The sequence below is a fragment of the Spirosoma harenae genome, from assembly GCF_054776975.1.
In genome coordinates this window covers 182,099-206,784 of the sequence record NZ_BAAHBD010000004.1, presented here as the reverse complement: position 1 = coordinate 206,784, position 24,686 = coordinate 182,099, and the positions used below count along the sequence as shown (strand labels likewise).

The window sequence follows — 24,686 nt, the reverse complement described above, 5'->3', positions numbered from 1 at the left end:
TTTAACGAACCACACGCTTCATCCAATTACCCCAGAACAAACCAACCCGCGCTGACAAAATCGCATAGAGCAGTGCTTTACTAAATCCAATTGTGAAATCAGCGAATGTATGGGATCGCCAGGGAGCAAACGCATACCGATATTCCCATTCGGGGGGACTACCATACGTCCAGGAATAGGATAAGAAGATACCATTTCTGGCACCGGGTGCTGTTTGAAGAAATGTACCAAACGGCCACTGAACAACTAACAGTACTACTAAAAACGCAACGCCCAATAAAACAGCTAATAACCAGTCGTTGAGCTTACGTCCTGTTTCAGGATTATCGAATCGATGCAGAATTAAGTCCATCACAAACCCTGGAACAACAAGCAAGGGCGGGAAAACGAAAGGTTGATAGTGCGTAATCGGGTTGAGAACCGGGCCAAGTCGGGGGGTTGCGGGAAAGTGCTGAAGTACCCAACTGGGTAGTAGCATAAATAACATAAAACAGGCGGCAATTGTCGTAATCGGCCAGCGGAGCAGCGATGCTCGTCCGACAGCAACCAAATAGAACGGGAATACAATGGCAGCCGTCGTGTAATAAATAGTACTGTGTGTGTCGCCCCGATCCATCGACTCCGAAAAGAGCGAGAACAACATCGTCAACAGGAGGCTGGCGGCAATCGCAAACAACCACTTCAACTGCGTCGATGACGACTGATTTATACCAGAGCTAGTTTGGTACCTATTTTGTAATGATACCACACCGACAATAGCACCGAACTGTACGCTCATAATACCGATCGCCAGAATGGTGTGAGGAGGTGTGAGGATCTGTACGTCGAGCCCGTAGGTGTTGTGCCACCAGTCATCGAACGGGGCTGATGTCAGCATCATTAAGGCCCCCCATACGCAGAACATGGCCCCTAAAGACCCGTAAAAAACACCCCAGAATGGAACAGCCTCAGTGCGTCCTGGATGGTTTTTAGATAATGTTAAATGTAGAATCTGATAAGCCGAAAAAAGCCCCGACACAATGGCTCCCACATAGATCACAACATGCGGAGGAGCTAATAGACCATCGCGGCCAATGCTCATGTGCCACATAATGTCCCAGAGCAAGCCCATGATCACACAGAAGGAAGAGAAAACAACGGCGTAAATGTAGGTGGGTATACCTCGTCGGCCACCCGGTTCGAGAGCGGCTGATAAAGGATTTGATGATTGCATAAAAGAGGAAAAGGTATTTATATCAGAGGTGCTAAAATTACAAAAAGGTTGCTTATAAAGCATTTATCTGAAAAGATATGTACTTACTATTCGACTGAGCCTACGGGATACGTAACCGTTCATTTATAGCGTTATTTGCAAAACATTGCCATTAATCAGCCAACATCGTATTCGAAAAAATCCACTTGAGATTTATCGCATCGAATCCATAATTCTGTAGAAAACGCTCAATACCAACCATTCAACGACTTATTATGACCCGTTCCGATCGATCAATAAGCCCATTGGCCTTCACCGCCAGACTCTTATTGCTTGTTTTAAGTCTGTTCATGAGCGCCTGCGTACCTGATTTTCTACTCTCCGATCCCGACTGGGTGGAAATCGAAGCCGGTGAACACGAGCCCAATCCCAAACGAAAAGTAGGGCTACTCATCAGCCCCAGCGAAGTATCGGCCGTCGTCACATTCGACAGTTCGTGTATTTATGACATTGGGAATGCCGACGCCGACGACTGGAATAAAGTAATCGGGCTAGGATTTGTCGGGTCAAAAGATCAAAGTCTTGATGGTGTTCCTCCGCATCAGGTCGATGGAGCCCGAGTGGGCTGGCGCTGGAATAAGCAACGGCAACGAATCGATCTGGGCGCGTACATTTATGTAGAAGGTAAGCGAATCGATTTCAAAGTAGCCGAAACGACGATTAATACACCCACCAAAATGGTGATCAAAATTGATTATACCCGCAAATTATATCAGGTGTTGGGCGGTCAGACAGTACCGTTTACGCACGACAAATCCTTTGCTTATAATACGGGCTTGTATTTTGGCGGTAATCAGCCAGCCCCCCACAAAATCCGGGTAAAAATTGAGGATTAATCCGTTATAGTATCGATATAGCTTTCTCTAGTTTACAGCATGACCATTTCTCCTCTCGACCTGATTCTGTTGCTGGGTAGTGTTCAGGGAGTTATTCTGGCTTCGTTGCTGTGGTTCAATCCGAAAGGGACTCGATTATCCAACCGGCTGCTGGCTACGCTCATTGGCTTACTGGCTTCTATGAGTTTTGCCGTGGCAATGCCCATTACCAATCGCTGGGTAATGCTCGTTCTGGATTTAACTCCGCTTATTATTGCTATGCCCATCGGGCCGCTCATCTACTTTTACACCAAGTCGATGCTGGACCCGGATTTTCGGTTTGGTAAAAATGAGCGACATCATTTTTATCCAGTTATTCTGGATCTTGGCTCGAAACTTATAGGGTGGGTTTTCATTATCGGTTTATTGTTTCGGTTTTTTGAGCAGAAAAGCGGGCCGAGCTGGGGAAATGTAATGGATGAATACGATACCTACGTGGATATTCCCCGCTGGCTATCGGCTACGATTTATTTATTCCTGACCAGACGTTTACTTTTTCAGTATCAATCCAGTACATCCAATCAGCAGGCCGATCAGACTCGATCTGTGCGCTGGCTTTGGCAGTTTGTTCATGTTTTTCTGGTTTTCCAGGTCATCTGGTTTATTCATTTGGTGCCTTATATTATTCCTTCGTCACGCGGTCCTTTGCTGGATCGATTCGGCTGGTATCCGATTTATATTCCGATTGCTATCCTGATTTATTGGCTGGGTTTTAAAGGCTATCTGCATTCACGCTCAGAAGTTGCCAACCGAGTAGCGACGAAACCATCTGGTTCCGATTTATCCCTGGAAACGGTTGATCAGGTTGTGAAATCGCTTACCCGTGCCATGGAACAGGAGAAGCTTTTTTTAGATCCTGAGTTAACCGTCGACAAACTGGGGCAGCAATTGCAATTTGCCCCCAAACTGATTTCGGCCGTACTCAATCAGCACCTGCACAAGAATTTTAATGGTTTTGTTAATGAGTACCGAGTTGACGAAGTAAAACGGCGATTGATCGATCCGACTCATGAGCATTTAACGCTAACGGGGATTGCTTTCGATTGTGGGTTCAACTCGCAGGCTACGTTTCAGCGGACGTTTAAGCAGCTAATCGGGCTTTCGCCGGGTGAATATCTCGCCAATCAGAAGAAAAACTCTTCTCAAATCGGGATTTGAGAAGATCAGAACGGGTTTTTAAGGCTGTTTTGGATCAAAAAACAGCGCGCCATGAACCGATTCCACTGGGGACTTATTTTGTTAACGATTTATTGGCTAACAATCTCTGCCAAGGCTCAATCTCCCAAATCAACTCCTGAAAAACTTGAGGAATACCTAAGTACTGCCGCCAATCTGCATCGATTCAACGGCTCTATTCTGATCGCTCGAAACGATTCGATTTTGATTAAAAAGGGATATGGATGGCGCAACGAGAAAGCTAAAATCCCCAATGATACCAATAGTATTTATCAGCTGGGGTCGATTACTAAGACATTTACAGGTGCCGCGATTCTTCAGTTGCAGGAAGAGGGGAAATTATCAGTCAAGGACAAATTGAGCCGGTATCTGCCCGACTATCCCAACGGTGATCAGATTACCATTGAGCAGCTTTTTGCTCATACCTCCGGCATTCCTGATTTTAAAGGCGTATTGTACAGTAAAGACAGTCTGGAATTTACAAGGCCTGTCTCCAAAGAGCGAGTGCTTTCTACCTTCAAAGATAAACCGTTACTGAATAAACCGGGCAAAGCGGTAAACTACTCAAATTCAGGTTATTTTCTATTGGGTCTGATCATCGAAAAAGTGACGCAGAAACCTTTCGAAACCGTTATTCGGGATCGATTTATTAGCCCTCTTCAGCTCAGTCGCACCGGATTTGATTTTATCAACTTAAAACGGCCGGAGAAAACAACGGGCTACACATACTGGAAAGATTCTGTTTTAGTTGCTACTCGGCCACTGGATTCAACGGCTGCTTATGCTGCGGGGGGCATGTATAGCTCCGTAACTGATCTTTACCGCTGGGCGCGAGCCATACGAGCGAATCAATTGCTAAAATCGACTAGCTGGGCCACGGCTTTTACACCGATTTCACCCGGAACCTGGAGTTATGGCTGGGGAATCAATTACTTTAACGGAAAGAGAAAACTGGTTTTTCAGAATGGAAATCTGCCCGGATTTGCTACCTTTTTTGTACTAGTCCCTGAAGATAATATCACCATTGTTATGCTGGCGAATGTCGATGATACATCGGATATAACCACGCTGGAACCCATGATTCGGGACCTGTTTTTCATCACCTACGGAATGCCATACACATTACCGATCAGCTACAGGCCAGTTGCAGTCAGCGAGAGTACGCTCAAACAATACGTTGGACAATATCAATTAGCGCCCAAACGAATACTAGCCATTACGTATGACCACGGCAAGCTTTTTCTACAAGTTACCGGACAGGATAAATTCGAAATTTTCCCATCCAGCGAAACCGATTTCTTCCTCAAAGCCGTCAATGCGCAGCTAACGTTTCAGAAAGATTCTTCCGGACAAATCACCCAAATCGTCGTGCACCAAAATGGCGATACAGTAGCGAAACGCTTATAACACTTACCTTCACTCTCAAACGAATACAAGTCTGTGAACTACATTCACTGCCTGATTTTCTGTCTACTTACCTGCTCACTCAGCGCACAATCCGTAGTTGATACATTACAAACCAAAGTTCTGCAACCGGCTGACATGCAGGCTGATTTCCGCTACTTCCGCCGACTGCTGGAAGAAACGCATCCGGGTTTATATCGATATACCCCCAAACCGGTTATGCAGGCCAAACTGGATAGTATCGATCGTAATCTGGACCGTCCACTGCCATTTTATACGTTTTTCAGGACGATAGCTGCGCTGGTTGCGGATGTTCGATGTGCTCACACCCACGCTTTACCAGCAAAAAACTGGCGGAACTCTTTCAACAATAGCTGGAAGATGGTCCCATTTTATATGTTTCCTTCCGGGAACCGTTCGTATGTTCTGCTCAACGGTACTACTGATCAAACGATCAAACCTGGATTTGAGCTGCTTACAATTAATGGGCAACCGCTGGAAGAGATTCGACAACAACTGTATCGATACTATTGGACAGACGGGTATATCGAATCGGCGCGGGCGGCTACCCTTAAGGGGGAGTTGCTGGATCTATTTTACTATTGGTTTATTGACCGACCCAACGAGTACGTTTTTACGTTCCGAACCCCGACGGGCGATACAATTCGATTTACGGCACCAGGACAGCCCTTTTCCACCACATTGAAAACGATGATGAAAAACCCCGTAAACAAGCAGATGGTGGCATGGCATGTCAATAAAAAACAAAAGCACCCCTGGCGACTCTCGTTTCCCGATACATTGGCACAAACGGCCTTCCTACGCATCGATGGTTTCGGGGCCAGGGGTATCAACAACGGCGAACAGGCCATCCGTCGGTTTGAGGAATTTATGGACGGGGCTATGGCGAAAATGACTAAAAAGCGAACGCAAAACCTGATCGTCGATCTTAGAGGAAACCCCGGCGGATGGGATAGTCAGGGAATTGAACTGTTTACGTACCTGATGAAGTCCGATACCGCCGTTGCCTATTACGCCCGTCAGCACAGCGTTACCGACAGTTCCGAATTCATAGCATTTTCTGATCTCTCCGAGGCTGATCGGAAGAACGTAAAAAACGAACTCATCCCGGAGGAAGACGGCACGTTTACACTCAAGCAGGGTAGTAATACCCGTACTCCTAAACGGTATTCACCTAAACCCAATCGATTTCGAGGGCAAGTTTATATACTCATGGACGCCCAAAGTGCGTCGACAACGTCGGAGTTTCTGGCAGTGGCCCATGCAAACAAAATAGGTGTATTCGTCGGCGTTGAATCGGGGGGAGCCTATGAAGGAGGCAACGGCAGCAGTTTTATTACGCTCGAACTACCCAAGTCTGGAATTCAGGTATCTACACCATTGGTTTACTACGACAACGCTGTGCCGAAACCAGCGCAGAAAGGACGAGGTACTCTTCCCGATTATATCGTTTCTATCACTATGGACGATATTTTGTATCATACGGATTCGCAGCTAAACGCTGTCGTGAAGCTGATTCGAGCGCGTAAAAACTAGCTCCTTTTTCGGGTATTTAACCCATTCTGATAACCGTTAGCCGTTTTCGGACGTTATATACTCACAAACTTAACCCAGCATGGCTACCTACCAAGTTCTTCATGACTGGCATGTAACCCCTGCCGAAGCAGTCGCGTTACAAAAACAACTGCGCTCACAAATTCGAATTGAGCCGTTGTCGAAACCGCCAAAAACCATAGCTGGCTGCGATATTTCGTTCAATAAGTTTGAAGAAACTGTTTATGCTGGAATTGTTGTCCTGGATCTGGAAACACTCGAAACCATTGATGAAGCTGGCGTAGTGAGTTCAGCATCGTTTCCTTACATCCCTGGTCTGTTATCCTTTCGCGAAATCCCATCGCTGCTAAAAGCCTGGCAAACCTTAAAAACAGAACCTGATGTCGTGATGTTCGACGGGCATGGTACCGCGCACCCACGTCGAATCGGTATTGCTTCGCACGCCGGACTTTTCCTGAATCGTCCCACATTTGGCTGTGGGAAATCAGTGCTCGTCGGAAAATACGATGAACCGGCCCCTGAACGGGGATCCTGGTCGCCAATGATGCATTATGGTGAAGTAATTGGTGCCGCCCTGCGAACAAAAAACAAAGTAAATCCGGTCTATGTCTCACCGGGACACTTGATCGATTTGGAAACGGCTATCACGCTCACGCTTCAATGCGATGGTGGCTATCGCATTCCGGAACCTACACGCCGGGCGCACAATCTGGTAAATGCCTTACGAAGACAGGCTGGAATTACGTCTACAGAACTCGATTCACGATAAACTAGTAGCAAATATTTCGGGCATTATAGCTACATAAACGGTTATATATCAGCCATTACATAAGATTATACTATATCACTCTACTAATATAGTATAATTATAGGATATTATTAGACAAATAGAGCAAGGTAATAATTTGTTCATTTTACCCTATTCGCTTTTCGATAGCTTTGTAAGCTAACAAAATTACACTTCTATGTACTCACGTTTATGTTCAGCAAGCTGGCTATGGGCCTCGCTTGCCCTCATCTTTTATGCCCAAATCAGCTGGGCCCAGTCCCCACTTTTAACCGAGGATTTCAACACAACAACGCTGCCTTATTCGCTGACTAGCGTTCCTAACTCTTGGTCGGCTCATAGTGGAACAGGAACTAGTCTTTCAGCCACGGCTTCCAACCTTACCTATCCCGGTCTGGTAACGGCGGGAGGAGCCGTTACGGTCACAGGAGGCAGTGGCTCGCGTGAAGATGCAAACCGACCTATTAGCGCAACCATTAATAGCGGAAGCGTTTATGCATCAATGCTGCTGAACGTAGGAACCGCGCCGACTACTGAAGATTACTTTTTCCACTTTATGCCTCCTACAGGTGTATCTGATTTTTATGCCCGACTCTTTGTAAAGGCCAGTGGAGGAGGTTTTCAGCTAGGTATCATTCGAAGCACAGGAACAGTTAGCTATGCAACACCCGTATTAAGTACAGGAACAACCTATTTCATAGTAGTAAAATACACCTTTGTGGCTGGTGCTACCAATGATATAGCATCCTTATTCGTCAGCCCAACTTTAGGAGCAAGCGAGCCTACTACTCCTGGTGCATCTTATTCCGCTACTGGTGGTGAAGCTACTTCCCTATCTCGTATTGCTCTGCGACAAGGTGGCAACACGTATAATGTTTTGACCGATTACATCCGTGTCGGCACAACTTGGGAAAGCGTTACCAGTGGCTCGACGACACTCAGTGCCAACCCAACCGCCCTAAGCAGTTTCAACGCAACTCAGGGAACGGCTTCTGCCGCTCAAACGTATGCACTCACCGGAGCGGGTTTGAGTGATCCGGTATCGGTATCAGCTACCGCCAATCTTGAATTGAGTACAGACGGGTTGGTATTTAGCCCAACGCTCGTCCTTTCGCCTACATCGGGAAATCTCTCTCAAACAGTTTATGCACGAATAGCCGCGACAGCGCCTTCGGGAGCTTTCAACGGAACGATCACCAATACTGCATCGGTCACATTAGCGACTTCGGTAAGTGTCAGTGGCCAGGTCAATGCGGCTAATACGCCTATTTTGAGCGCGAATCCAACTTCCCTGACAAGTTTTAGTACGGCTCAGGGAACGGCCTCAGCCACTAAATCTTTTACGATAAACGGTCAGGATTTATCGCCCAGCGCATTTACAGCAACTGTTTCATCAGGCTTTGAAATCAGTTTAGATCAGTCTTCAGGTTTCACAAATCAATTTACGTTCAGCGATTTACCAAATCCATTTCGCGTTCAGGTTTATGCCCGCTTAACTTCTTCAGCAGCTGTTGGGCCTGCCAGTGGTACAGTTGTCATAACTGGCTCAAATAATACATCAACAGTTGTTACTTTGACAGGCACGGTTATCCCTGACCCCAACACACTGGTCCCTATTTCAACAGCTCGGTCCAGCATCAGGCAGACCGTCACGATTGAAGGGCGCGTAACTGCATCAACCCAGTTGGGTGGCCGACAGATTTATGTTCAGGATGCTACGGGTGGTATTGCAGTCTATAGCGGTCCAAGTGGTACGGATTTAACGTCCGTTGTTCAACTAGGCGACCTGTTCCGGGCAACGGGACCAATCAGCGTATTCAATGGGTATCTCGAAGTAAATGGAGTTACTGGCTATACTGTTGTCACGGGTGCCGGGACCGTGATTCCAACGCCAGTTTCGGTTACGCCCGATCAGTTAGCGAACTATCAGGGGCAACTAGTGACCATCGCCAACGCAACGATTACACCAGCAGGCTCGACCTTTACCGGCGGTACAAACTATACGGTTACGTCAGGTGGTCAGTCAAGCACGTTACGTATTAGTGCGAACTCACCTCTCGCAGGTGCCGGCCGAACAAACGAACCTGTGAGTGTAACCGGTATCGCCGACCGCTTTGTTTCGGGAGCGAATACTACTGGTACTAACGGAATGCAACTTCAGCCCAGGATTCTGGCCGATATCCCCAATACGGTGGCTGCCGAAGACCAGCTCTGTACTATTCCGAGTAGTTCTGTTCTAAACCGGGATCAAACCCTCGACATTGCGGCCTGGAATATGGAATTCTTCGGTGCGGACGGTGGTATTATCGATTGCCCCAAAGGAAACCTTGTTTACAACGATATGGGGCCAACGGATGAAGATAGGCAACAAAGTAATGCGTCTATTGTCCTGGGAAAACTGAATGCCGATATTATTTCTGTTGAAGAGGTCAGCGACATTAACCGATTTGCTGCTGCCGTAAGCAATATTCCGGGAAGTTATAGTTACGTTTGCTCCGATCGTTTCTCGTACTATTTCCAGAACGAATGTGATCAGGTTCCATCAGGCGGAACAGTTTTTGGGCCAACCTCACTGGCACAGAAAGTTTGCGTTATCTACAATACGGAAACGGTAACACCAGTCCTGGCCGAAACAAAGGCTTTGTTCGATGGGGATTATAATTACCCGACTGCCAACAACTGGTCGTCAGGACGTTTACCGTTCCTGTTTGTTGCTGATGCAACGATTAATGGCATTACAAAACGAATCCACGTCGTCGCTATTCATGCTAAATCGGGTAGCTCTACTTCAGGAGGGGCTAATTCTGATTACAGCCGCAGAAAACAGGATATCATTGACCTGAAAACGTTGCTGGATACTACCTATCCAAATGCGAACGTAGTTATTCTGGGTGACTACAACGATAAGTTGAATGGTTCCATCGCAACAGGCCAGGAGTCGACCTATGCTAATTTTGTGAACGACCCAGCTAACTATTCGCCACTGACATTGCCGCTCGAACTACAGAATTGCTCAACGTTCAATTCGTCGGCCAGCTTTATCGATCATATTATTGTTTCGAATGATCTGAATGCAGCTTATGTGGAGAATTCAGCCTACGTGCTGCTCCCCTTTAGCATTCCAAACTATGCCAACACGACGTCTGACCATAATCCGATCGTATCCCGTTTTGATCTGAGTCGCTTGACTACAGGAGGTGATTTCTCGATTACGGATGTAACGTCTGTCATTTGTTCGACTGTATCAGCCGGTCTACGCTCGCTGACATTTACTCCACAGTACGCCGGAACGAATGGTCAGCCAATCAGTTTCTCAGTCGTTAATGAAATGCTGCCGACGACCAATTCAGCACCATATACATTGAGTTTATACATCGACAATCCAACCATTACCCTGAAAGCGACTCAGTCAGGTACACCCGGTGAAGCTTCGTATACGTACAATTGGTTGGCAAACTGCGGAACAACATCCACGTCCTCTCTGTCGATTACAGGTCTGACCAATGTAAACTGTGCTACCGTATCAGCCGGTCTACGCTCGCTGACATTTACCCCACAGTACGCCGGAACGAATGGTCAACCGATTAGTTTCTCCGTCGTCAACGAGAAGTTGCCGACGACAGATCCAGGGCCTTACACACTCAATCTGTACATCGACAATCCGACGATCATATTAAAAGCAACTCAGGCAGGCTCACCAGAGGAAGCTACGTACGTTTACAACTGGCTGGCTAATTGTACGTCTACTCCCAGCGCATTTGCGATCACAGGGATAGCTTCGGCAACTTGTACGGTCGTTACACCAGGGCTACGTACGCTCAGATTTACGCCACAATACACCGGAACGACAGGTCAACCGATCAGTTTCTCAGTGGTCAATGAGATGTTACCGACAACAGAGCCAGCACCTTACCAGCTCAACCTATATATCGACAATCCGATAATCACGTTGAAAGCTACTCAATCAGGTACACCTGACGAAGCTAGTTACGTTTATAACTGGTTATCATTCTGTAACGCTGGCACCCGTCAAGCCGCGCAAGAAATTGGCGACCAGTTAAGCGTTAAACTGCTTGGTAATCCACTATCGACAGGATTCGTACGTGTCGAAGTGAGGGGTGCCGATAATCAGTTAGTACGCTTCCAGTTAAGCGATGTGAAGGGAAAAATTATAGCTGATCAACAGATTCAATTACAATCACCCGTAGAGCAGCACACGATTGAGGTAGGAACCAACTCAGCTACACTACTGCTGCTACGAGTGAGTACCCCAACGCAATCGCAAACGGTGAAAGTCATTAGACAATAGAACTGCAACGCACAAATAAATCGGGCCGGTAACTTCGCCCCTAGTCCCTCTACTGTTTTAGGAGAGAGGCTAGGGGCGAAGTAAATTCAATAACTGTGGTCCTCCAGTTTCACTTTACCGCGAAACGTCCAGAACATAAAGATGGTATAGGTCGCCACGAGCGGCATACCGATGAACGCGAACAGTAACATAGTCCGTAAGGAAGCATCAGTAGAAGCGGCTTCGTAAATGCTAATGTTTCCTTTGGGATCGGCATTCGATAAAACGAGATTCGGATAGAGCCCCATGGCAAACAGAATAAGCAACAGAGCGGTTGTGATGGCTGATGAAATGAAACCGCGTCGGTATTGCCGTTTTTCAATACTTCGGCGAATGTTCAACACAATGAGTACAGCAGCCATGGGCAGCACAAATAATTGGGGATAATTTTTGAAAATATCCGTCATATGCGGCACGTAAATCAGGGTTGCGTTCGAGGCTGCCATGAAACACAGGATGAAAAACTTACTGGCGTTATTAGCGATAATGGTCAATTTCGCATAGAGCCGATCTTCAGTTTTCATGAGCAGGTACATAGCACCATGCATCATAAATAAGGATAGCACAGTAATGGCAATCAATCCGGCATACGGATTAAAAAAGTCGCGTAAACGCCCGACAAATTCGTGATTGGCATTCAGGGGAATACCCTGTATCAGATTACCGAGCACGAGTCCCAGCAGAAGTGAGATCACAATGCTGGATACGCAATAGCTTACATCCCAAAGCTGATGCCACCATTTCATCGGCTCCTTACTTCGAAACTCAATCGAAATACCTCGAAAAATAATCGCCACCAAAAATAGGATAAACGGCAGATAGAAAACCGACAGAATGGTGCCGTAAACGAGCGGAAACGCAGCAAACAAAGCGCCAGCGCCAATAACCAGCCAAACTTCGTTACCATCCCAAACCGGGCCAATGGCGTTGAGCGCGACCCTCCGACTCTGTTCTTTCCGAAAAAACAGATGCAAAGCACCAGCACCCAGATCGAAGCCATCCAAAATACCATACCCACTGATCAGCGCGCCAATCAGCAAAAACCACCAGGTGGGAAGATCGATGCCAAGAACGGTATCCATAGGGTAAAAGAGTGAATGAGTGAAAAATCCAACCGGAGGGCTTCACTCATTCACTCATTAAGAATTGGGTTAAACGACGGATTCATCCGTGATGATGTTTCGCCATTGGTGGCCACATCAGGGCCGTGCTGTATCTTTTTGTTCAGCAGATATAAAAACAGCCCAAATAACATCACGTAAATAAATGTAAAGAGAATAAGCGATGCCAACACATGCTCAGCCTTGACTGCCTGCGACAGAGCGTCGGACGTTCGGAGCAATCCATACACAACCCACGGCTGGCGACCGACTTCGGCCGTATACCAGCCTACCTGATTTGCGATCTGAGGAAGCAATACCGAAAACACGAAAATGACCATCAGCCAGCGTGTTTCAAACAATCGCTTTCGGTATAGCATAAACAACCCGAACATCGTCAGGGCAATTAGCGTCATACCAATAGCGACCATTAGGTGATACGTCTGAAACACGAAATTAACAGCCGTTGGGCGATTTTCGGACTTGATACTATTCAGGCCGGGAATGGGTGCGTTGACATCCTGATGCACTAACAGAGAGAGGCCGCCGGGAATTTTCAGTCCGGTTGTTTTCTGGGCCTTCGCATCGACCCAACCTATCAAATACATATCGGCGGGAGCATATTTCTCGAAATGTCCTTCCATGGCCGCCAGTTTTGCGGGTTGATATTTCGTAACGACTTCTGCCGATTTATGACCCGTGACTAATTGCCCCAGCGATGATACTGCCGCTACCCAAAGCGCTATTTTGAACGCAGCCTGCGCATGAACAACATGCTTCTTTTTTAGTATGTACCAGGCACTTACACTCAACACCAGAAACGAACCCGCCAGCAAAGCGCCAATTAGCACATGCGAGTAACGCTCAATTGACGATGGGTTGAAAACCATCTCCCAGAAATTCGTCACGACAGCCCGAGCCTTCATGCCTTGGCCCTCAATTCGATAACCGGAGGGTGTCTGCTGCCACGAATTAGCGACCACAATCCAGAGAGCTGAAAAAATAGAGCCGAGCGCCACCAGAATCGTAGCCATGAAATGTACGCGTGGGCTTACTTTGTTCCAGCCAAACAGCAGAATCCCCAGAAAAGCCGATTCGAGCGCAAACGCAAAAATACCTTCAGCGGCAAGGGCCGAACCAAAAATATCGCCGACGTAGCGCGAATACGTAGCCCAATTGGTACCGAATTCAAACTCCATGACAATACCCGTAGCTACGCCAATTCCGAAAATAAGCGCAAAAATCCTGACCCAGAATCGGGTTAATTCTTCGTAAACTTTGTCTTTGGTTTTGAGGAATAATCCTTCCATGATAACCAGGCAAACCCCCAGACCAATACTCAAAGGCGGGTAGATGTAATGAAATGCGATGGTGAAAGCAAACTGAATGCGGGAGAGTAATTCGACATTGTCCATAACCGTTAGGATAGCGGGGACGGGTCGCCGAGGTCGCAGACAGGCAGTGCGATATAGGGCGAACAAGGCGAGAGAACTATCGCCCGAAAGGTACAACCCGATTCGCAAATAGGGAATTTTTTACTCAGGATAATTGAGGAAAAGCCCAAAAGGTCTCGCAGACCTTTTAGGTTTGTGTTTTGATACTCTAAACCAACTTTATTTCTGCGATGAATCTCCGTATTAATGGTCGCATCTGGCTCGAAACAACATCTGCCGACACTACCGAGCGATTTATGGGAATTGGTCGGCTGGAATTACTGAGCCACATTCAACAAACAGGCTCCATCAATCAGGCAGCTAAGGCTATGAATATGTCGTACAAACGGGCCTGGGATTTAGTCCATTCGATGAATACACAGGCCGGTACGCCACTAGTAGCCACCCAAACGGGCGGGTCAACAGGCGGAGGAGCTATTATAACTGAAGAAGGCCAGAAATATGTTGCTTACTATCACGCACTGCACGAACGATTTCAGCAATTTATAACTCATGAAATGGCTAATTTGCCTTGTTAATTAATTACTGTTTTTTCGGTGTTTTTAACTGTTTTAGAATGCCCTGTATTTGTCGATCATAGTTTGTAATCTGCTGATCATACACATGAGTTGTATCGGTTAGTGAGCGTTCCAGTAGTTTGAAACTATTGAGTCTCAGCTGGCTATACTGACGAAGAAGTTTATTTCGCTTTTGGTATTCATCGGGCAGATTAAGCTTATCGGCTTCATTGAGTAGCTCAATCGTCTGTTTCCAGGCCGGAATCCCTCGATCATTAATGGCTTTGGCTACGCCAGCCGCTGATGTGTTGGGTGGTAATTGAAAAACGTTCATAGCCTGTTGTTCAAGCCGACCGAATTTGCCCATTATCCGATCGTAGTCGCCCAAGACATTGGCCGTATTCAGGTAGACAACCGCTGCCAGGATGAAGACTACGACGGGAGAAATGAGGATTGGCCAGAACATGCTGGTCGCAGATCGATTTGGGCGGAAAGCGGCAAAATAAACGGTATAGCCAAACAACATCCCGGCTAGTAAGCCGCCAATATGCGCAGCATTGTCTATACCTGCCTGCAACCCAATTACCAAATTATAGCCAACAAAGAGCAGTATGCTTTTCAGGAGGCTGCTTCGGGTTTCGGCATCAAACAAATTAGTGGTTAACAACGCTAGAAATACGCCGTACAAACCAAAAATAGCCCCAGATGCGCCCGCACTCAGCGTAATATCATGCCACCAAAGACTCCCCACACTACCGGATATACCCGCTGTCAGATACGCGATTATGAACCAACGAGTTCTGAGTAAGGGTTCTAGTACCGCACCTATCTGCGTTAGCGCGTACATGTTGAAGAGCAGGTGAATAAGGCCGATGTGTATGAAACAGCAACTTAATAACCGCCAGGGTTGCTCGCCAAGAGTTAGGGGAGTGTAGTTAGCGCCCCAGCGGATGAGATCCTGCCCAGATGGCAGGAGAAGATTCACACCCGTTAAAGCCATAAGTACGAACACCCCAACATTCAACCAAATGAGTATGGGCGTGACCGTATAACCCTCCGTTGGCTTGAGTAAGTCTAGCGGATTCGTTGCATTAGCCACTGGTGAAGCGGTTTCGGTAGCAGGCTCTGTATCGTGATTGCTTGATGTATTATCCTTATTCGCTTCGGCTGATGATTCTGATTCATTGTCTGATCTGTTTTCAGAGCCATCTGATTCCGACGATTGGTTGGTCATAGTTACGGTGGGATTTCCTGAAAAACGATTATTTCTTTGCTGTATACGTTATTTTCCAGACTTTCCCTTTTACAGAGTCAGTGATATACAGCGCACCATCCGGTCCTTGCGCCAGACCAACCGGACGGGCTAATGCATCACCGGGGCTGGCCAGATCGAGTTTACCTGCGTTGACGTTCGTACCCGGTGTACCCTGTTCGGCAACACCTGCGAAATTTTCAGCAAACACTTCATACTTACCCGAAGGACGGCCGTCTGATCCGAACGGAATAAAGGCGACAAAATATCCGCCCTGTTTCAATGGAGCACGATTCCAGGAGCCGTGAAAGCACACAAACGCACCGTTTTTGTATTTAGCCGGAAAGGCGTTCGCGCGCCCGGTGGTACCCGTATAAAACAACAGATCATTCGGTGCCCAGTGGCCGGGGAACGCCATAATCGGTTTGTCTTTGCCCGCACAGCGATCTTCTTTGGTGCCATCGCCACCATATTCGGGAGCCAGAAATTTCTTGTTTTTGGAATGATCATTATAGCAATACGGCCAGCCAAAGTCCGACCCTTCTTTTACCATCAAAAACTCTTCAGAAGGCAATTCAGCACTGACTTCGTCCGTAAATACACCGCCCCAGTTATTCAGATTATCACGACCATGTTGCAGCGCATACAGCGTATTAGTGGCTTTGTTCCAGTCGAGGGCAACCGCGTTTCGGATACCGGTTGCATAGCGTTTTCCGTCTGATTTGTGCTGGTTCAGCTTATTGGCGTCAAATTGCCAGATGCCACCGTATTCTTCCAGAATTGGGCAGGGGTCCATTCCTTTCGAGCCTTTCTGACGGTCTTTTTCCTGGCAGGCATTCGAGGGAGCGCCAAAATTGACGAACAACTTACCATCGGGCGAGATCGTCAGCGATTTACTGGCGTGCTGCCGTTGGAGCGTCAAGCCAACAATAATGGGTTCGGCGGGAGTCGTTTCGGCCACTTTACCATTCGTCAGCTTGTAGCGATAAACGGATGTATCGGACGATGCGTAGAGATAGCCATTATAGATTCCCATACCCGTACCCGTGTTGTTGCCAAACATGATAGTCTGATCCGAAACGCCATCGTTATTCGCATCGATGAGTTCAACAATTCCTTTGCCGTTATTGAGTTTTTCCAGTTTGATAAACACCGCTCCGGCATCGCTAACAATGACGTGACGGGCTTTACCCAGATTATCGGCAAAAACCGATGCTTTAAACCCATTCGTCAGTTTTATAGCTGCGTTATCAGGAGGAGTCGTCGGGCGTACTGATTTCTTTCCGGCAGAAGCGCCTTTCGCTGGATTTTTGGGGGATGCGGTAAGCGGCCCTGCGAGCGAAACGGTTATAACCGTGGCCAGCAATAACGTTAATTTCATGATAGTAGTTGGCGTTAACGGGTGTATTGATGATTTTCACCTAACGGCCTGTCAATACAGACTGTTTAGGCAGTGTTCCAAAACGAAAGAACACCTATTGCTTCGATTACTCATGACGGGCAATCTGTTTACTACTTCTTAATGTGAAGCTAACTATGAGCTGTTGACTCCGTAGCGGTCTAATGTTTGTAGAACCAGTGTCCACTTCCCAGCTCCTAGGTCTGTGTCCTCACAGAACCCTGGGCGTCAGCCAGCACTGCCATCCGGTAAGGGGTCTGTGAGGACACAGACCTAGGAGGTGGATGCCCGGCGATTTGGCCATTATTCAAACAGTTTCTAAACCGATGGACCCGAAATCCGGCTGAAGGGAATATCGATCACGACCAATGTACCGCGATCCTGTTTTTGTTTGATTTCCATCTCACCATTCAGGTAAGATATTTTCGTTTTCATGTCCCGAATACCCTTTCCTTTAACAACGTCATTCTCTTCGAACCCGACACCGTTGTCTTCGACAATAATCGAAACGCTGTTTGTATGGTCGATGAATTCAATCGTTGCTACCGTTGCCTGAGCGTGTTTCAGAATGTTATGAAGCAATTCCTGAACGATTCGATACAGATCATTCAAAAAAGCAAGTGGGTAATCCGCCGTGTTATCAAAGCCGACGACGATTACGTCTAGTTTCAATCGCTCCGATGCATTGACGGTTTCGCCCAAATCCGCAATTGCTCTGGAGAAACCGTATTTTTCGATGGCTAATGGCGTCAGTCGATGGCTCAGTTCCCGGATGGTTGAGGAAACCGACAAGAGTACTTCCTGCGTTTTATGTAATTTCTTCTCCGATCGCTCGTCTGATAGCCCTTTTTCCAGCGTCGAGGACACGTTCAGCGCTGCCAGCGCCAGCATCGCGCTGACTTCATCGTGCAATTGATCAGCTATTTTGCGCCGTTCGGCTTCTTCGGCTCCCATAATTCCCTGCATCAGTTCGATATGGCGCTCTTTTTCAAGCTGTTCCAGCCGACTTTGTTGCAAAGCTTCTTTCTGGCGACTGCGGATTTGCCGATTTCGAAGATATAGGATCAGAAACAGAATAGTCAGCGCAGCCAGCACCATCAGCACTGTGTAGAAAATACGCTCTCGTCTGATCTCTCGGTCGCGGGCAACGCTGGCTTCGTTTAGTCGAACAATCTGCTGCTCTTTATCGCGAATCCGTACTTTGGCCAATATTTCCTGAACGGCACGGTATTGATTCAGATTAGTCAGCGAATCTTTAATGGCGTAAAATTTCTCCTGGGCCTGTGCATACCCTTTATAGTCGCCTTTGGCTTTTAAAAACTCCGCGAAATACTGGTAATAATATAAGCCAGAAGCTGTGTATTCCCGGTTTTTCACTCTCGGGCTGTATGTCTCAAACGCTTGTTCGGCTTTATCCATTTGCTTGTTGAGCATCAGCACATGGGCATACGCTACCGGAAAAGGCAATACACTCAGCCCTTGCCCTTCGCCTTCTTTGACTGCTTCATAATACGCCAACGCTTTTGCATACTGACCTGAACGCTCAGCCAATTGCCCTGCTGCCAGAAAATAACCACTGTATGGAATCTCCGCTTCGGGTACGCCGAAGATCGCTTTACTTTTGGCCAGATAATCGCGGGCGGTTTTCAAATCACCTTGATACATTTTCACAATAGCCACCTCCGCGTTGAAATAACCGGCTTGTATACTCCTCGGATTCGGTTTTACCGTGGCATCATAGAACAGCTCGGCGAATTTCCAGGCATTATCATAATCCGTTAATAACAGATTAATCTGCATCAACTGATAATACACACTCGGACCTGCATTTCGGAAGGTAAAAGCGGTTCGTTCGTACAATTTTCGAGGGTACCGATTCAGGCTGGAATCTTTCGCCAGTTCCAGCAACGATTCAAATTCAGCAACCTGCTTCTGCGGGTTGTATTGATAGTATCGGACCGTATAATTGTAGCGAGCCGTAAAAAGCGCATTCTTGTCGGGCAAATCTTTGGCTAATTGAATGGCGCGTTCAAAATGAGTACGCATTGCCGTTGTATCGCTCTGTAAAGAAATGGCTGTGAATGTGTTAACAAACGACAGATTTTCCTTGTCATTTGCTTTCTGACTTTCTTCCTCAGCCAGTTTTAGATAGCGTTTAAATTCATCTTCCTTTCCCCATTCGCCGTACATAACCGCCGTTGCCACCAGAGCTTCCCGATAGAATCGCGTATGTGGCCCAGCGTTTTCCCGCGCCTGTCGGAATAAGTCTTCTGCTTCTTTCGAAAAGATCATGGACGATTTCGCTCGTCCCCAGCCCATTAGTAACACATGTACCCAGGTACGATTGCCCGTTTTTCTAACCATTGGCACATATTCCGCCAGCATCTCGTAACCCCGGCTGATATTCGAGCGAGCTGTATTCTGCATTAAATCGCAGGCAACCCGAAACGTCGATTCCGTAATTGGCTGTTGTTTGAGCCGATTCCACTCCGTTGCATTAGCTGAACCAGCTGGAGTCTGTGCCAAAATTCCCCTACTTAGTATCAGACAAATACTTAAACCTAGAATGCGTAGCATGGCGTAAAAGAGGATAGTCATTGACCTTCAGGTAACTAACCAAAAATAGTGAGAATTTTAACCGAAATACAGTTTATGTTACCCGACAGAATCAATAAACAATTGCCTTTATTTAACTTTGATGGGTACAATTGTAGCGGTCGCTACTTTGCTTCAGTATGCACAAATTCTTACGATCTTTAGTACGCCGGACAGCCCTGTTAACCGCAATTTGGTTTTGGTCGCAATCCGTTCAGGCTCAAGGTGATCTACCTCCTATATCCCTGGCGCAACTTCCCCATCCCAATAGCTGGCAATCAGCGGGAGCCGTGTCGGTAAATGCCGACGGTGCCTCAATAAAGCCGCAGCCTGGAAATACGATTCTGATTGGCAGCAGTGATCCGCTAACCTTGTTGACCCCGACGGATGATTTTCGGTTGCGGTTCGACGTATTGCTTTCATCGGGTGCCGATGCCGTCATTACGCTGCCAACGGGTCAGGCCATTAGTTTTGCCAGTTCGCGCGAATCGTCTCGATTGCTAAAAGCACCTGGTTTGTGGCAAACGGTTGATCTGTGGTACAAAACCAAGGGGCCAGGAGGTATGTCTGTTCTTGAAAAACTTGCCCTGAATGGCGTCACCGTTCGCGAAAGTCAGACTCTGACGAGCAATAAACTAGCCCCGCTGACCATCATGACGAAGTCAGGCAATCTGGCGATCCGCAATGTTGGTTATCGGGTGATGTCACCTCGAAATGTAGCCCAGTGGAGCAGTCCGATCAGTTATACAATTGTCGAAGGTGGTTATATTCAGAATCCAGAGGATGCCGCTCGTAAGAAAGTACTGAAACAGGACACTACGGGTCTGTTGAACTACGAAGTATCGTACGGCCAGCCGCGACAGTACACAATCTTTTTCTCCGGAAAATTGAATGCTTTACAAGCAGGTGATTATGTATTTGATCTGAATCAGGGCGGTTTAGCTGCTTTATGGATTGATGGGAAAGACGTCATCCCAATTAACCATCTGGAGCTTGGTCAGCCCAACAGCGGGCACGTCAATCTGACTGCCGGTCCGCACGATGTAAAGGTTTATTTCTCCCGATCCTGGTTTCGTCCGGGTTTAGGATTGTATGTTTCACAGGCCGGTACGCGACCACAGCCATTACATGCTCAGGCATCGCTGCCAGAACCTGATCCGATTGCGGTTGTCAGCGTAAATCCTGACTACAGCGATCCGAAGAATCAGGTGCAGCGCATTCGTTCGTTTGTGCAATTGCCAGGCGAAAAATCCAAGCGTACCCATAGCCTGTCTGTCGGTTCGCCACTGGGTATTCATTATACGATCGATCTGAATCAAATGGCGTTGCTCCAGGCCTGGAAAGGCGAATTTGCCAATACAACCGAAATGTGGTACGAGCGCGGAGAACCGCAGCTACTCAGTCCGTTAGGCTCTGTAGTTCGTTTACCAGGTCAAACGCCCATTATGATCCTGACCAATGAATCGACCGCCTGGCCCGACAGCCTTAGTGATAATGTATTGCAGTACAAAGGACTGAAAATTGATAAACAAGGCCAGCCAACCATCGAATACACACTGGCGGGTACAACCATTAACGATGCGATTCGGCCGGAAGGAACGGCACTGTCTCGAACACTCACGCTGGTAGGATCGCCAGACGGAACAGCCTATTGTCGTTTAGCCGCTGGAACTTCCGTAGAAGAAGTGGGCAAAGGACTATATGCCGTTAACGATCGTAGCTATTTTATTCGTTTCGACCCTAAGGCAAAAGCAAAAGTCCGCCAGAGCAATGGAAAGCAGGAGTTGATACTGCCTGTTGATCTAAAAAATGGATCAGGGTCTGTGCAGTATTCGATTGTATTTTAACCATGAATGACACCATTACCTGGGCCGATTTCGAGAAAGTTGACATCCGTACGGCTACCGTGATAGCCGCTGAAGCATTTCCACAAGCTCGAAAACCGGCCTATAAACTAACACTTGATTTCGGCGATCTGGGTATTAAACGAACATCCGCCCAATTGACGAAACTGTATCAGGCTGACGAGTTGGTAGGAAAACAAGTAGTGGCGGTCATAAACTTTCCACCAAAACAGATTGCCACGTTTATGAGCGAATGTCTGGTTCTGGGAGCCGTTTCCGACGATGGTACAGTTACCCTCCTCCAAACCGAACGTTCAACCCTAAACGGACTACGAATTGCCTAAGACAAACCAGACCTGACGGGTTTTAACAATCTGTCAGGTCTAAGCTAATAGAATAACAATGAAGAAAATCGTTCTCTTACTTTTCACCCTTTCACTCGTTCACTCATTCGCATTTGCCCAGCGTCCGGCAACGGAAGGAGATTACTATCGAATTATCACCCTACCGATACCGGAGGAAATTAAACTGGAAGTAGGTGGGCTGGCTCCCCTACCCGATGGCCGGTTAGCCGCTTGTACGCGCCGGGGCGATGTGTGGATTATCAGCAACCCGTATATGCAGGGGAGTCGTGTTCCTACGTATAAAAAATTTGCCTCGGGTCTGCATGAGCCACTTGGACTGATGTGGCATCCTAAAGGTTATTTTTTGTGTACCCAACGGGGTGAAGTTACGAAGCTGGTGGATGTTGACGGCGATGAAATTGCTGACGAATACAGTTCGTATTATAAATGGCCTTTGTCGGGCAATTATCACGAGTATAGCTACGGTCCTGTGTTGCTGCCCGATGGGGATATGATTATCACGCTCAATCTCGACTGGATTGGCTACGGTGCTAGTCTGGCGAAATGGCGTGGATGGATGCTCAAATTGCGTGAAAAAGCGGGCGGCCAGGTTGAAATGACGCCCTGGGCAACGGGCCTGCGTTCTCCGGCTGGTTTTGGCGTGCTAACCGATGGCAGCATTTTTTACACTGAAAATCAGGGTGACTGGGTCGGTTCTGGTCGGATGACACATCTTGAAAAAGGATCATTTGCTGGCAACCCAGCCGGTTTACGCTGGTCGAGCGAGCCGGGTTCACCTTTGGCGCTCAAACCCGAAGATGTACCCAGTACAGGCAAACCGATGTTTGAAGTAGCGAAAACGGTTAAGAATCTAAAAGTCCCTTCGGTCTGGTTTCCGCATACGCTGATGGGCATTTCCACGTCCGATTTTCGGCAGGATACAACCAGAGGAGCCTTTGGTCCTTTTGAAAATCAGTTATTTGTAGGTGACCAGGGACATAGCAAAATCATGCGGGTAGCCATGGAAAAAGTGAACGGCGAGTGGCAGGGTGCCTGTTTTCCCTTTCGCGAAGGGTTTTCATCGGGCATTCTTCGCACCACTTGGGGGCAAGATGGCTCCCTGTTTGTTGGTATGACCAGCCGGGGTTGGGCCGCAACGGGCAAAGAACCCTATGGTATTCAGCGGTTGGTCTGGACGGGACGAGTGCCTTTCGAAATAAAAACGATTACGTCTAAACCCGATGGTTTTGAGGTAACGTTTACCTTACCTGTTGACAAAAAAACAGCCGAAAATCCCGAAAGCTATAGCCTGAATAGTTTTACGTATCGCTATCACCGCACGTACGGCAGTCCGATTGAAGATGCAAAACCTGTTCCAATTCGGGGTATTGTTGTAGCTCCTGATGGCATGAGCGCTCGTATCGTAGCCGACACCGTTTTGCGCGAAGGATACATTCACGAAGTTAAAGCAGAAGGTGTTCGGTCGGCATCGGGCAGTATGCCACTGCTGCATTCGGTTGGTTATTATACCCTCAACGCCATTGCACCAGGCGAAAAATTAACCTTACCCGCAAGAGCTGTTGCCATCGCTAAACACGAACACGCCGATATGATGGCTACGGAGAAAAAAGCCGCTACCACAACCGCTAAAAATGTCAAATCGGTAAATGCGAAACGGACCGTCACCATGCCTGCCGACTGGACTAACGGGCCTGATCAAACGCTGACGATTGGTACGAAACCAGGCTTAAAATTCGACGTCGATAAACTGGAGGTGAAAGCGGGTAGTCGCATCAAACTCGTCTTCAACAACAACGACGATATGTTGCACAACTGCGTGATCACCAAGCCCGGTGCGGCCAACGCCGTTGGTGAAGCCGCGCTGAAATTGAATCTGAACGGCCCCAAGATGAATTACGTCCCTGCTTCGGCAAACGTGTTGTATCATACCAATATTCTACAACCCGAGACCTCCGAAACCATTTATTTCCTGGCTCCTACCGAACCTGGCGACTACCAGTTCGTTTGTTCGTTCCCCGGCCATTCATCCTTAATGCAGGGAACGTTGAAAGTCGTGAAGTAGTGGATTGCTGTAGGGCATCGCAAAACCTTTCGGTAAAAACAATGACGCTAATTAAAGCGTCATTGTTTTCTTTAGAACCTTCTGCTAAATCGCATTATTTTTCGTTCTATGCGTATGCGAAACGTTTTCTGGCTCTCCATACTTCTTTTAATTTCATTCTCAAGTCATGCCCAGCGTCGGCGCGACGACGATACATCGCATTACCGAACGCTGCCGATTCCGGCTCATTTGCTTCCGATAGAACGGGCTTATGGCTCATCGTCCATTGGAAGTGTGTATTTCTATGGTGGCAAAAAACTCTCCTCGCCCTATTCGCTGGAAGTCCCTTTTTTCGAATTGAACGATCCAACAGTGAGTCATCATTTCCAGACCTTCCGCACGGTAACCACTTTAGGTCGATTCACCGCTTTGATTCCGTTGGCTTATATTTTATTGAGCAGCAACAAAAGTAATGGTACGTACTGGACAATCTACGGCAGCTCCATTGCGGCTACAGTTACGTTTACCATAATTGGTAATGGGCAAATCAATAAAGCCGTTACCCGCTATAATGAACTACTCCGACAACCAAGAATCGGTATGTCGGTGGCTCCCGTTCCGTTGACAGGGCTCAACGCCGTAGGTGCGGGTGTTGCCTGGTCGTTCTGACAATTTTCGCTGAATAGAGAAGCGCAGGCCCCTGGTTTGCGCTTTTTTGTTAG

The 24,686-nt window shown here is 47.5% G+C and carries 17 protein-coding genes; 11 read left to right on the top strand and 6 right to left on the bottom strand.

What is annotated here, in order from left to right; all coding sequences use genetic code 11:
• Window position 1: 1 nt before the first annotated feature.
• On the bottom strand, window positions 2–1,213 hold the full coding sequence (locus tag ACYVE4_RS03115; protein WP_460995447.1) for a hypothetical protein: 1,212 nt from the start codon (window positions 1,211–1,213) through the stop codon (window positions 2–4).
• Window positions 1,214–1,467: 254 nt separating this feature from the next.
• On the opposite strand from ACYVE4_RS03115, the gene ACYVE4_RS03110 reads away from it, so the two are divergent.
• The 6 genes from ACYVE4_RS03110 (at window position 1,468) to ACYVE4_RS03085 (ending at window position 11,378) form a co-directional block, all read left to right on the top strand.
• A complete protein-coding gene (locus tag ACYVE4_RS03110; RefSeq protein WP_460995446.1) occupies window positions 1,468–2,088 on the top strand; it encodes a hypothetical protein in 621 nt (206 codons plus the stop codon).
• Between the two features lie 39 nt (window positions 2,089–2,127).
• Window positions 2,128–3,285 carry a helix-turn-helix domain-containing protein gene (locus tag ACYVE4_RS03105; RefSeq protein WP_460995445.1) on the top strand — a complete coding sequence of 386 codons (1,158 nt, stop codon included), beginning with the start codon at window positions 2,128–2,130 and terminating at the stop codon, window positions 3,283–3,285.
• A 51-nt stretch (window positions 3,286–3,336) separates the two neighbouring features.
• Complete coding sequence (locus ACYVE4_RS03100; RefSeq protein ID WP_460995444.1) at window positions 3,337–4,710, top strand: serine hydrolase; 1,374 nt, start codon at window positions 3,337–3,339, stop codon at window positions 4,708–4,710.
• Between the two features lie 33 nt (window positions 4,711–4,743).
• The gene (locus ACYVE4_RS03095; protein WP_460995443.1) at window positions 4,744–6,264 is read left to right on the top strand and encodes a S41 family peptidase; all 1,521 of its coding nucleotides are present in this window, start codon (window positions 4,744–4,746) and stop codon (window positions 6,262–6,264) included.
• 79 nt (window positions 6,265–6,343) lie between these two features.
• A complete protein-coding gene (gene nfi, locus ACYVE4_RS03090; protein WP_460995442.1) occupies window positions 6,344–7,051 on the top strand; it encodes a deoxyribonuclease V in 708 nt (235 codons plus the stop codon).
• Between the two features lie 196 nt (window positions 7,052–7,247).
• Window positions 7,248–11,378, top strand: a complete 4,131-nt coding sequence (locus ACYVE4_RS03085; RefSeq protein ID WP_460995441.1) for a DUF5689 domain-containing protein — start codon at window positions 7,248–7,250, stop codon at window positions 11,376–11,378.
• 86 nt (window positions 11,379–11,464) lie between these two features.
• On the opposite strand, the gene cydB is transcribed toward ACYVE4_RS03085, so the two are convergent.
• Together cydB and ACYVE4_RS03075 are read right to left on the bottom strand one after the other, a co-directional pair.
• The gene (gene cydB / locus ACYVE4_RS03080) at window positions 11,465–12,499 is read right to left on the bottom strand and encodes a cytochrome d ubiquinol oxidase subunit II (protein WP_460995440.1); all 1,035 of its coding nucleotides are present in this window, start codon (window positions 12,497–12,499) and stop codon (window positions 11,465–11,467) included.
• Between the two features lie 50 nt (window positions 12,500–12,549).
• Complete coding sequence (locus ACYVE4_RS03075; RefSeq protein ID WP_460995439.1) at window positions 12,550–13,932, bottom strand: cytochrome ubiquinol oxidase subunit I; 1,383 nt, start codon at window positions 13,930–13,932, stop codon at window positions 12,550–12,552.
• Window positions 13,933–14,141: 209 nt separating this feature from the next.
• Between ACYVE4_RS03075 and ACYVE4_RS03070 the strand changes: the two genes are divergently transcribed.
• Window positions 14,142–14,489, top strand: a complete 348-nt coding sequence (locus ACYVE4_RS03070; protein ID WP_460995438.1) for a winged helix-turn-helix domain-containing protein — start codon at window positions 14,142–14,144, stop codon at window positions 14,487–14,489.
• 4 nt (window positions 14,490–14,493) lie between these two features.
• Here ACYVE4_RS03070 and ACYVE4_RS03065 read toward each other — a convergent pair whose 3' ends face one another.
• The 3 genes from ACYVE4_RS03065 to ACYVE4_RS03055 all read right to left on the bottom strand — a co-directional run bounded on the left by ACYVE4_RS03065 (window position 14,494) and on the right by ACYVE4_RS03055 (window position 19,717).
• A complete protein-coding gene (locus ACYVE4_RS03065; RefSeq protein ID WP_460995437.1) occupies window positions 14,494–15,702 on the bottom strand; it encodes a rhomboid family intramembrane serine protease in 1,209 nt (402 codons plus the stop codon).
• A gap of 28 nt (window positions 15,703–15,730) precedes the next feature.
• Window positions 15,731–17,101, bottom strand: coding sequence for a PQQ-dependent sugar dehydrogenase (locus ACYVE4_RS03060; RefSeq protein ID WP_460995436.1), 1,371 nt, complete (start codon window positions 17,099–17,101; stop codon window positions 15,731–15,733).
• Window positions 17,102–17,437: 336 nt separating this feature from the next.
• Complete coding sequence (locus ACYVE4_RS03055; RefSeq protein ID WP_460995435.1) at window positions 17,438–19,717, bottom strand: tetratricopeptide repeat-containing sensor histidine kinase; 2,280 nt, start codon at window positions 19,715–19,717, stop codon at window positions 17,438–17,440.
• Between the two features lie 137 nt (window positions 19,718–19,854).
• Here ACYVE4_RS03055 and ACYVE4_RS03050 point away from each other — a divergent pair, with 137 nt between their 5' ends.
• The 4 genes from ACYVE4_RS03050 to ACYVE4_RS03035 all read left to right on the top strand — a co-directional run bounded on the left by ACYVE4_RS03050 (window position 19,855) and on the right by ACYVE4_RS03035 (window position 24,633).
• On the top strand, window positions 19,855–21,561 hold the full coding sequence (locus ACYVE4_RS03050; RefSeq protein WP_460995434.1) for a PA14 domain-containing protein: 1,707 nt from the start codon (window positions 19,855–19,857) through the stop codon (window positions 21,559–21,561).
• 2 nt (window positions 21,562–21,563) lie between these two features.
• Window positions 21,564–21,902 carry a tRNA-binding protein gene (locus ACYVE4_RS03045; protein WP_460995433.1) on the top strand — a complete coding sequence of 113 codons (339 nt, stop codon included), beginning with the start codon at window positions 21,564–21,566 and terminating at the stop codon, window positions 21,900–21,902.
• A 58-nt stretch (window positions 21,903–21,960) separates the two neighbouring features.
• Entirely contained in the window at window positions 21,961–23,985 is a 2,025-nt protein-coding gene (locus ACYVE4_RS03040; protein WP_460995432.1) for a plastocyanin/azurin family copper-binding protein, read from the top strand.
• A 114-nt stretch (window positions 23,986–24,099) separates the two neighbouring features.
• The gene (locus ACYVE4_RS03035; protein ID WP_460995431.1) at window positions 24,100–24,633 is read left to right on the top strand and encodes a hypothetical protein; all 534 of its coding nucleotides are present in this window, start codon (window positions 24,100–24,102) and stop codon (window positions 24,631–24,633) included.
• The last annotated feature ends 53 nt before the right edge of the window (window positions 24,634–24,686 follow it).

What these genes read in the sequence shown, in the direction of transcription:
- ACYVE4_RS03055 (WP_460995435.1), bottom strand. Translation starts at nt 19,717, where the DNA reads ATGACTATCCTCTTTTACGCCATGCTACGCATTCTAGGTTTAAGTATT.
- ACYVE4_RS03085 (WP_460995441.1), top strand. Translation starts at nt 7,248, where the DNA reads ATGTACTCACGTTTATGTTCAGCAAGCTGGCTATGGGCCTCGCTTGCC.
- ACYVE4_RS03100 (WP_460995444.1), top strand. Translation starts at nt 3,337, where the DNA reads ATGAACCGATTCCACTGGGGACTTATTTTGTTAACGATTTATTGGCTA.
- cydB (WP_460995440.1), bottom strand. Translation starts at nt 12,499, where the DNA reads ATGGATACCGTTCTTGGCATCGATCTTCCCACCTGGTGGTTTTTGCTG.
- nfi (WP_460995442.1), top strand. Translation starts at nt 6,344, where the DNA reads ATGGCTACCTACCAAGTTCTTCATGACTGGCATGTAACCCCTGCCGAA.
- ACYVE4_RS03065 (WP_460995437.1), bottom strand. Translation starts at nt 15,702, where the DNA reads ATGACCAACCAATCGTCGGAATCAGATGGCTCTGAAAACAGATCAGAC.
- ACYVE4_RS03035 (WP_460995431.1), top strand. Translation starts at nt 24,100, where the DNA reads ATGCGAAACGTTTTCTGGCTCTCCATACTTCTTTTAATTTCATTCTCA.
- ACYVE4_RS03070 (WP_460995438.1), top strand. Translation starts at nt 14,142, where the DNA reads ATGAATCTCCGTATTAATGGTCGCATCTGGCTCGAAACAACATCTGCC.
- ACYVE4_RS03050 (WP_460995434.1), top strand. Translation starts at nt 19,855, where the DNA reads ATGCACAAATTCTTACGATCTTTAGTACGCCGGACAGCCCTGTTAACC.
- ACYVE4_RS03105 (WP_460995445.1), top strand. Translation starts at nt 2,128, where the DNA reads ATGACCATTTCTCCTCTCGACCTGATTCTGTTGCTGGGTAGTGTTCAG.
- ACYVE4_RS03045 (WP_460995433.1), top strand. Translation starts at nt 21,564, where the DNA reads ATGAATGACACCATTACCTGGGCCGATTTCGAGAAAGTTGACATCCGT.
- ACYVE4_RS03075 (WP_460995439.1), bottom strand. Translation starts at nt 13,932, where the DNA reads ATGGACAATGTCGAATTACTCTCCCGCATTCAGTTTGCTTTCACCATC.
- ACYVE4_RS03060 (WP_460995436.1), bottom strand. Translation starts at nt 17,101, where the DNA reads ATGAAATTAACGTTATTGCTGGCCACGGTTATAACCGTTTCGCTCGCA.
- ACYVE4_RS03040 (WP_460995432.1), top strand. Translation starts at nt 21,961, where the DNA reads ATGAAGAAAATCGTTCTCTTACTTTTCACCCTTTCACTCGTTCACTCA.
- ACYVE4_RS03115 (WP_460995447.1), bottom strand. Translation starts at nt 1,213, where the DNA reads ATGCAATCATCAAATCCTTTATCAGCCGCTCTCGAACCGGGTGGCCGA.
- ACYVE4_RS03110 (WP_460995446.1), top strand. Translation starts at nt 1,468, where the DNA reads ATGACCCGTTCCGATCGATCAATAAGCCCATTGGCCTTCACCGCCAGA.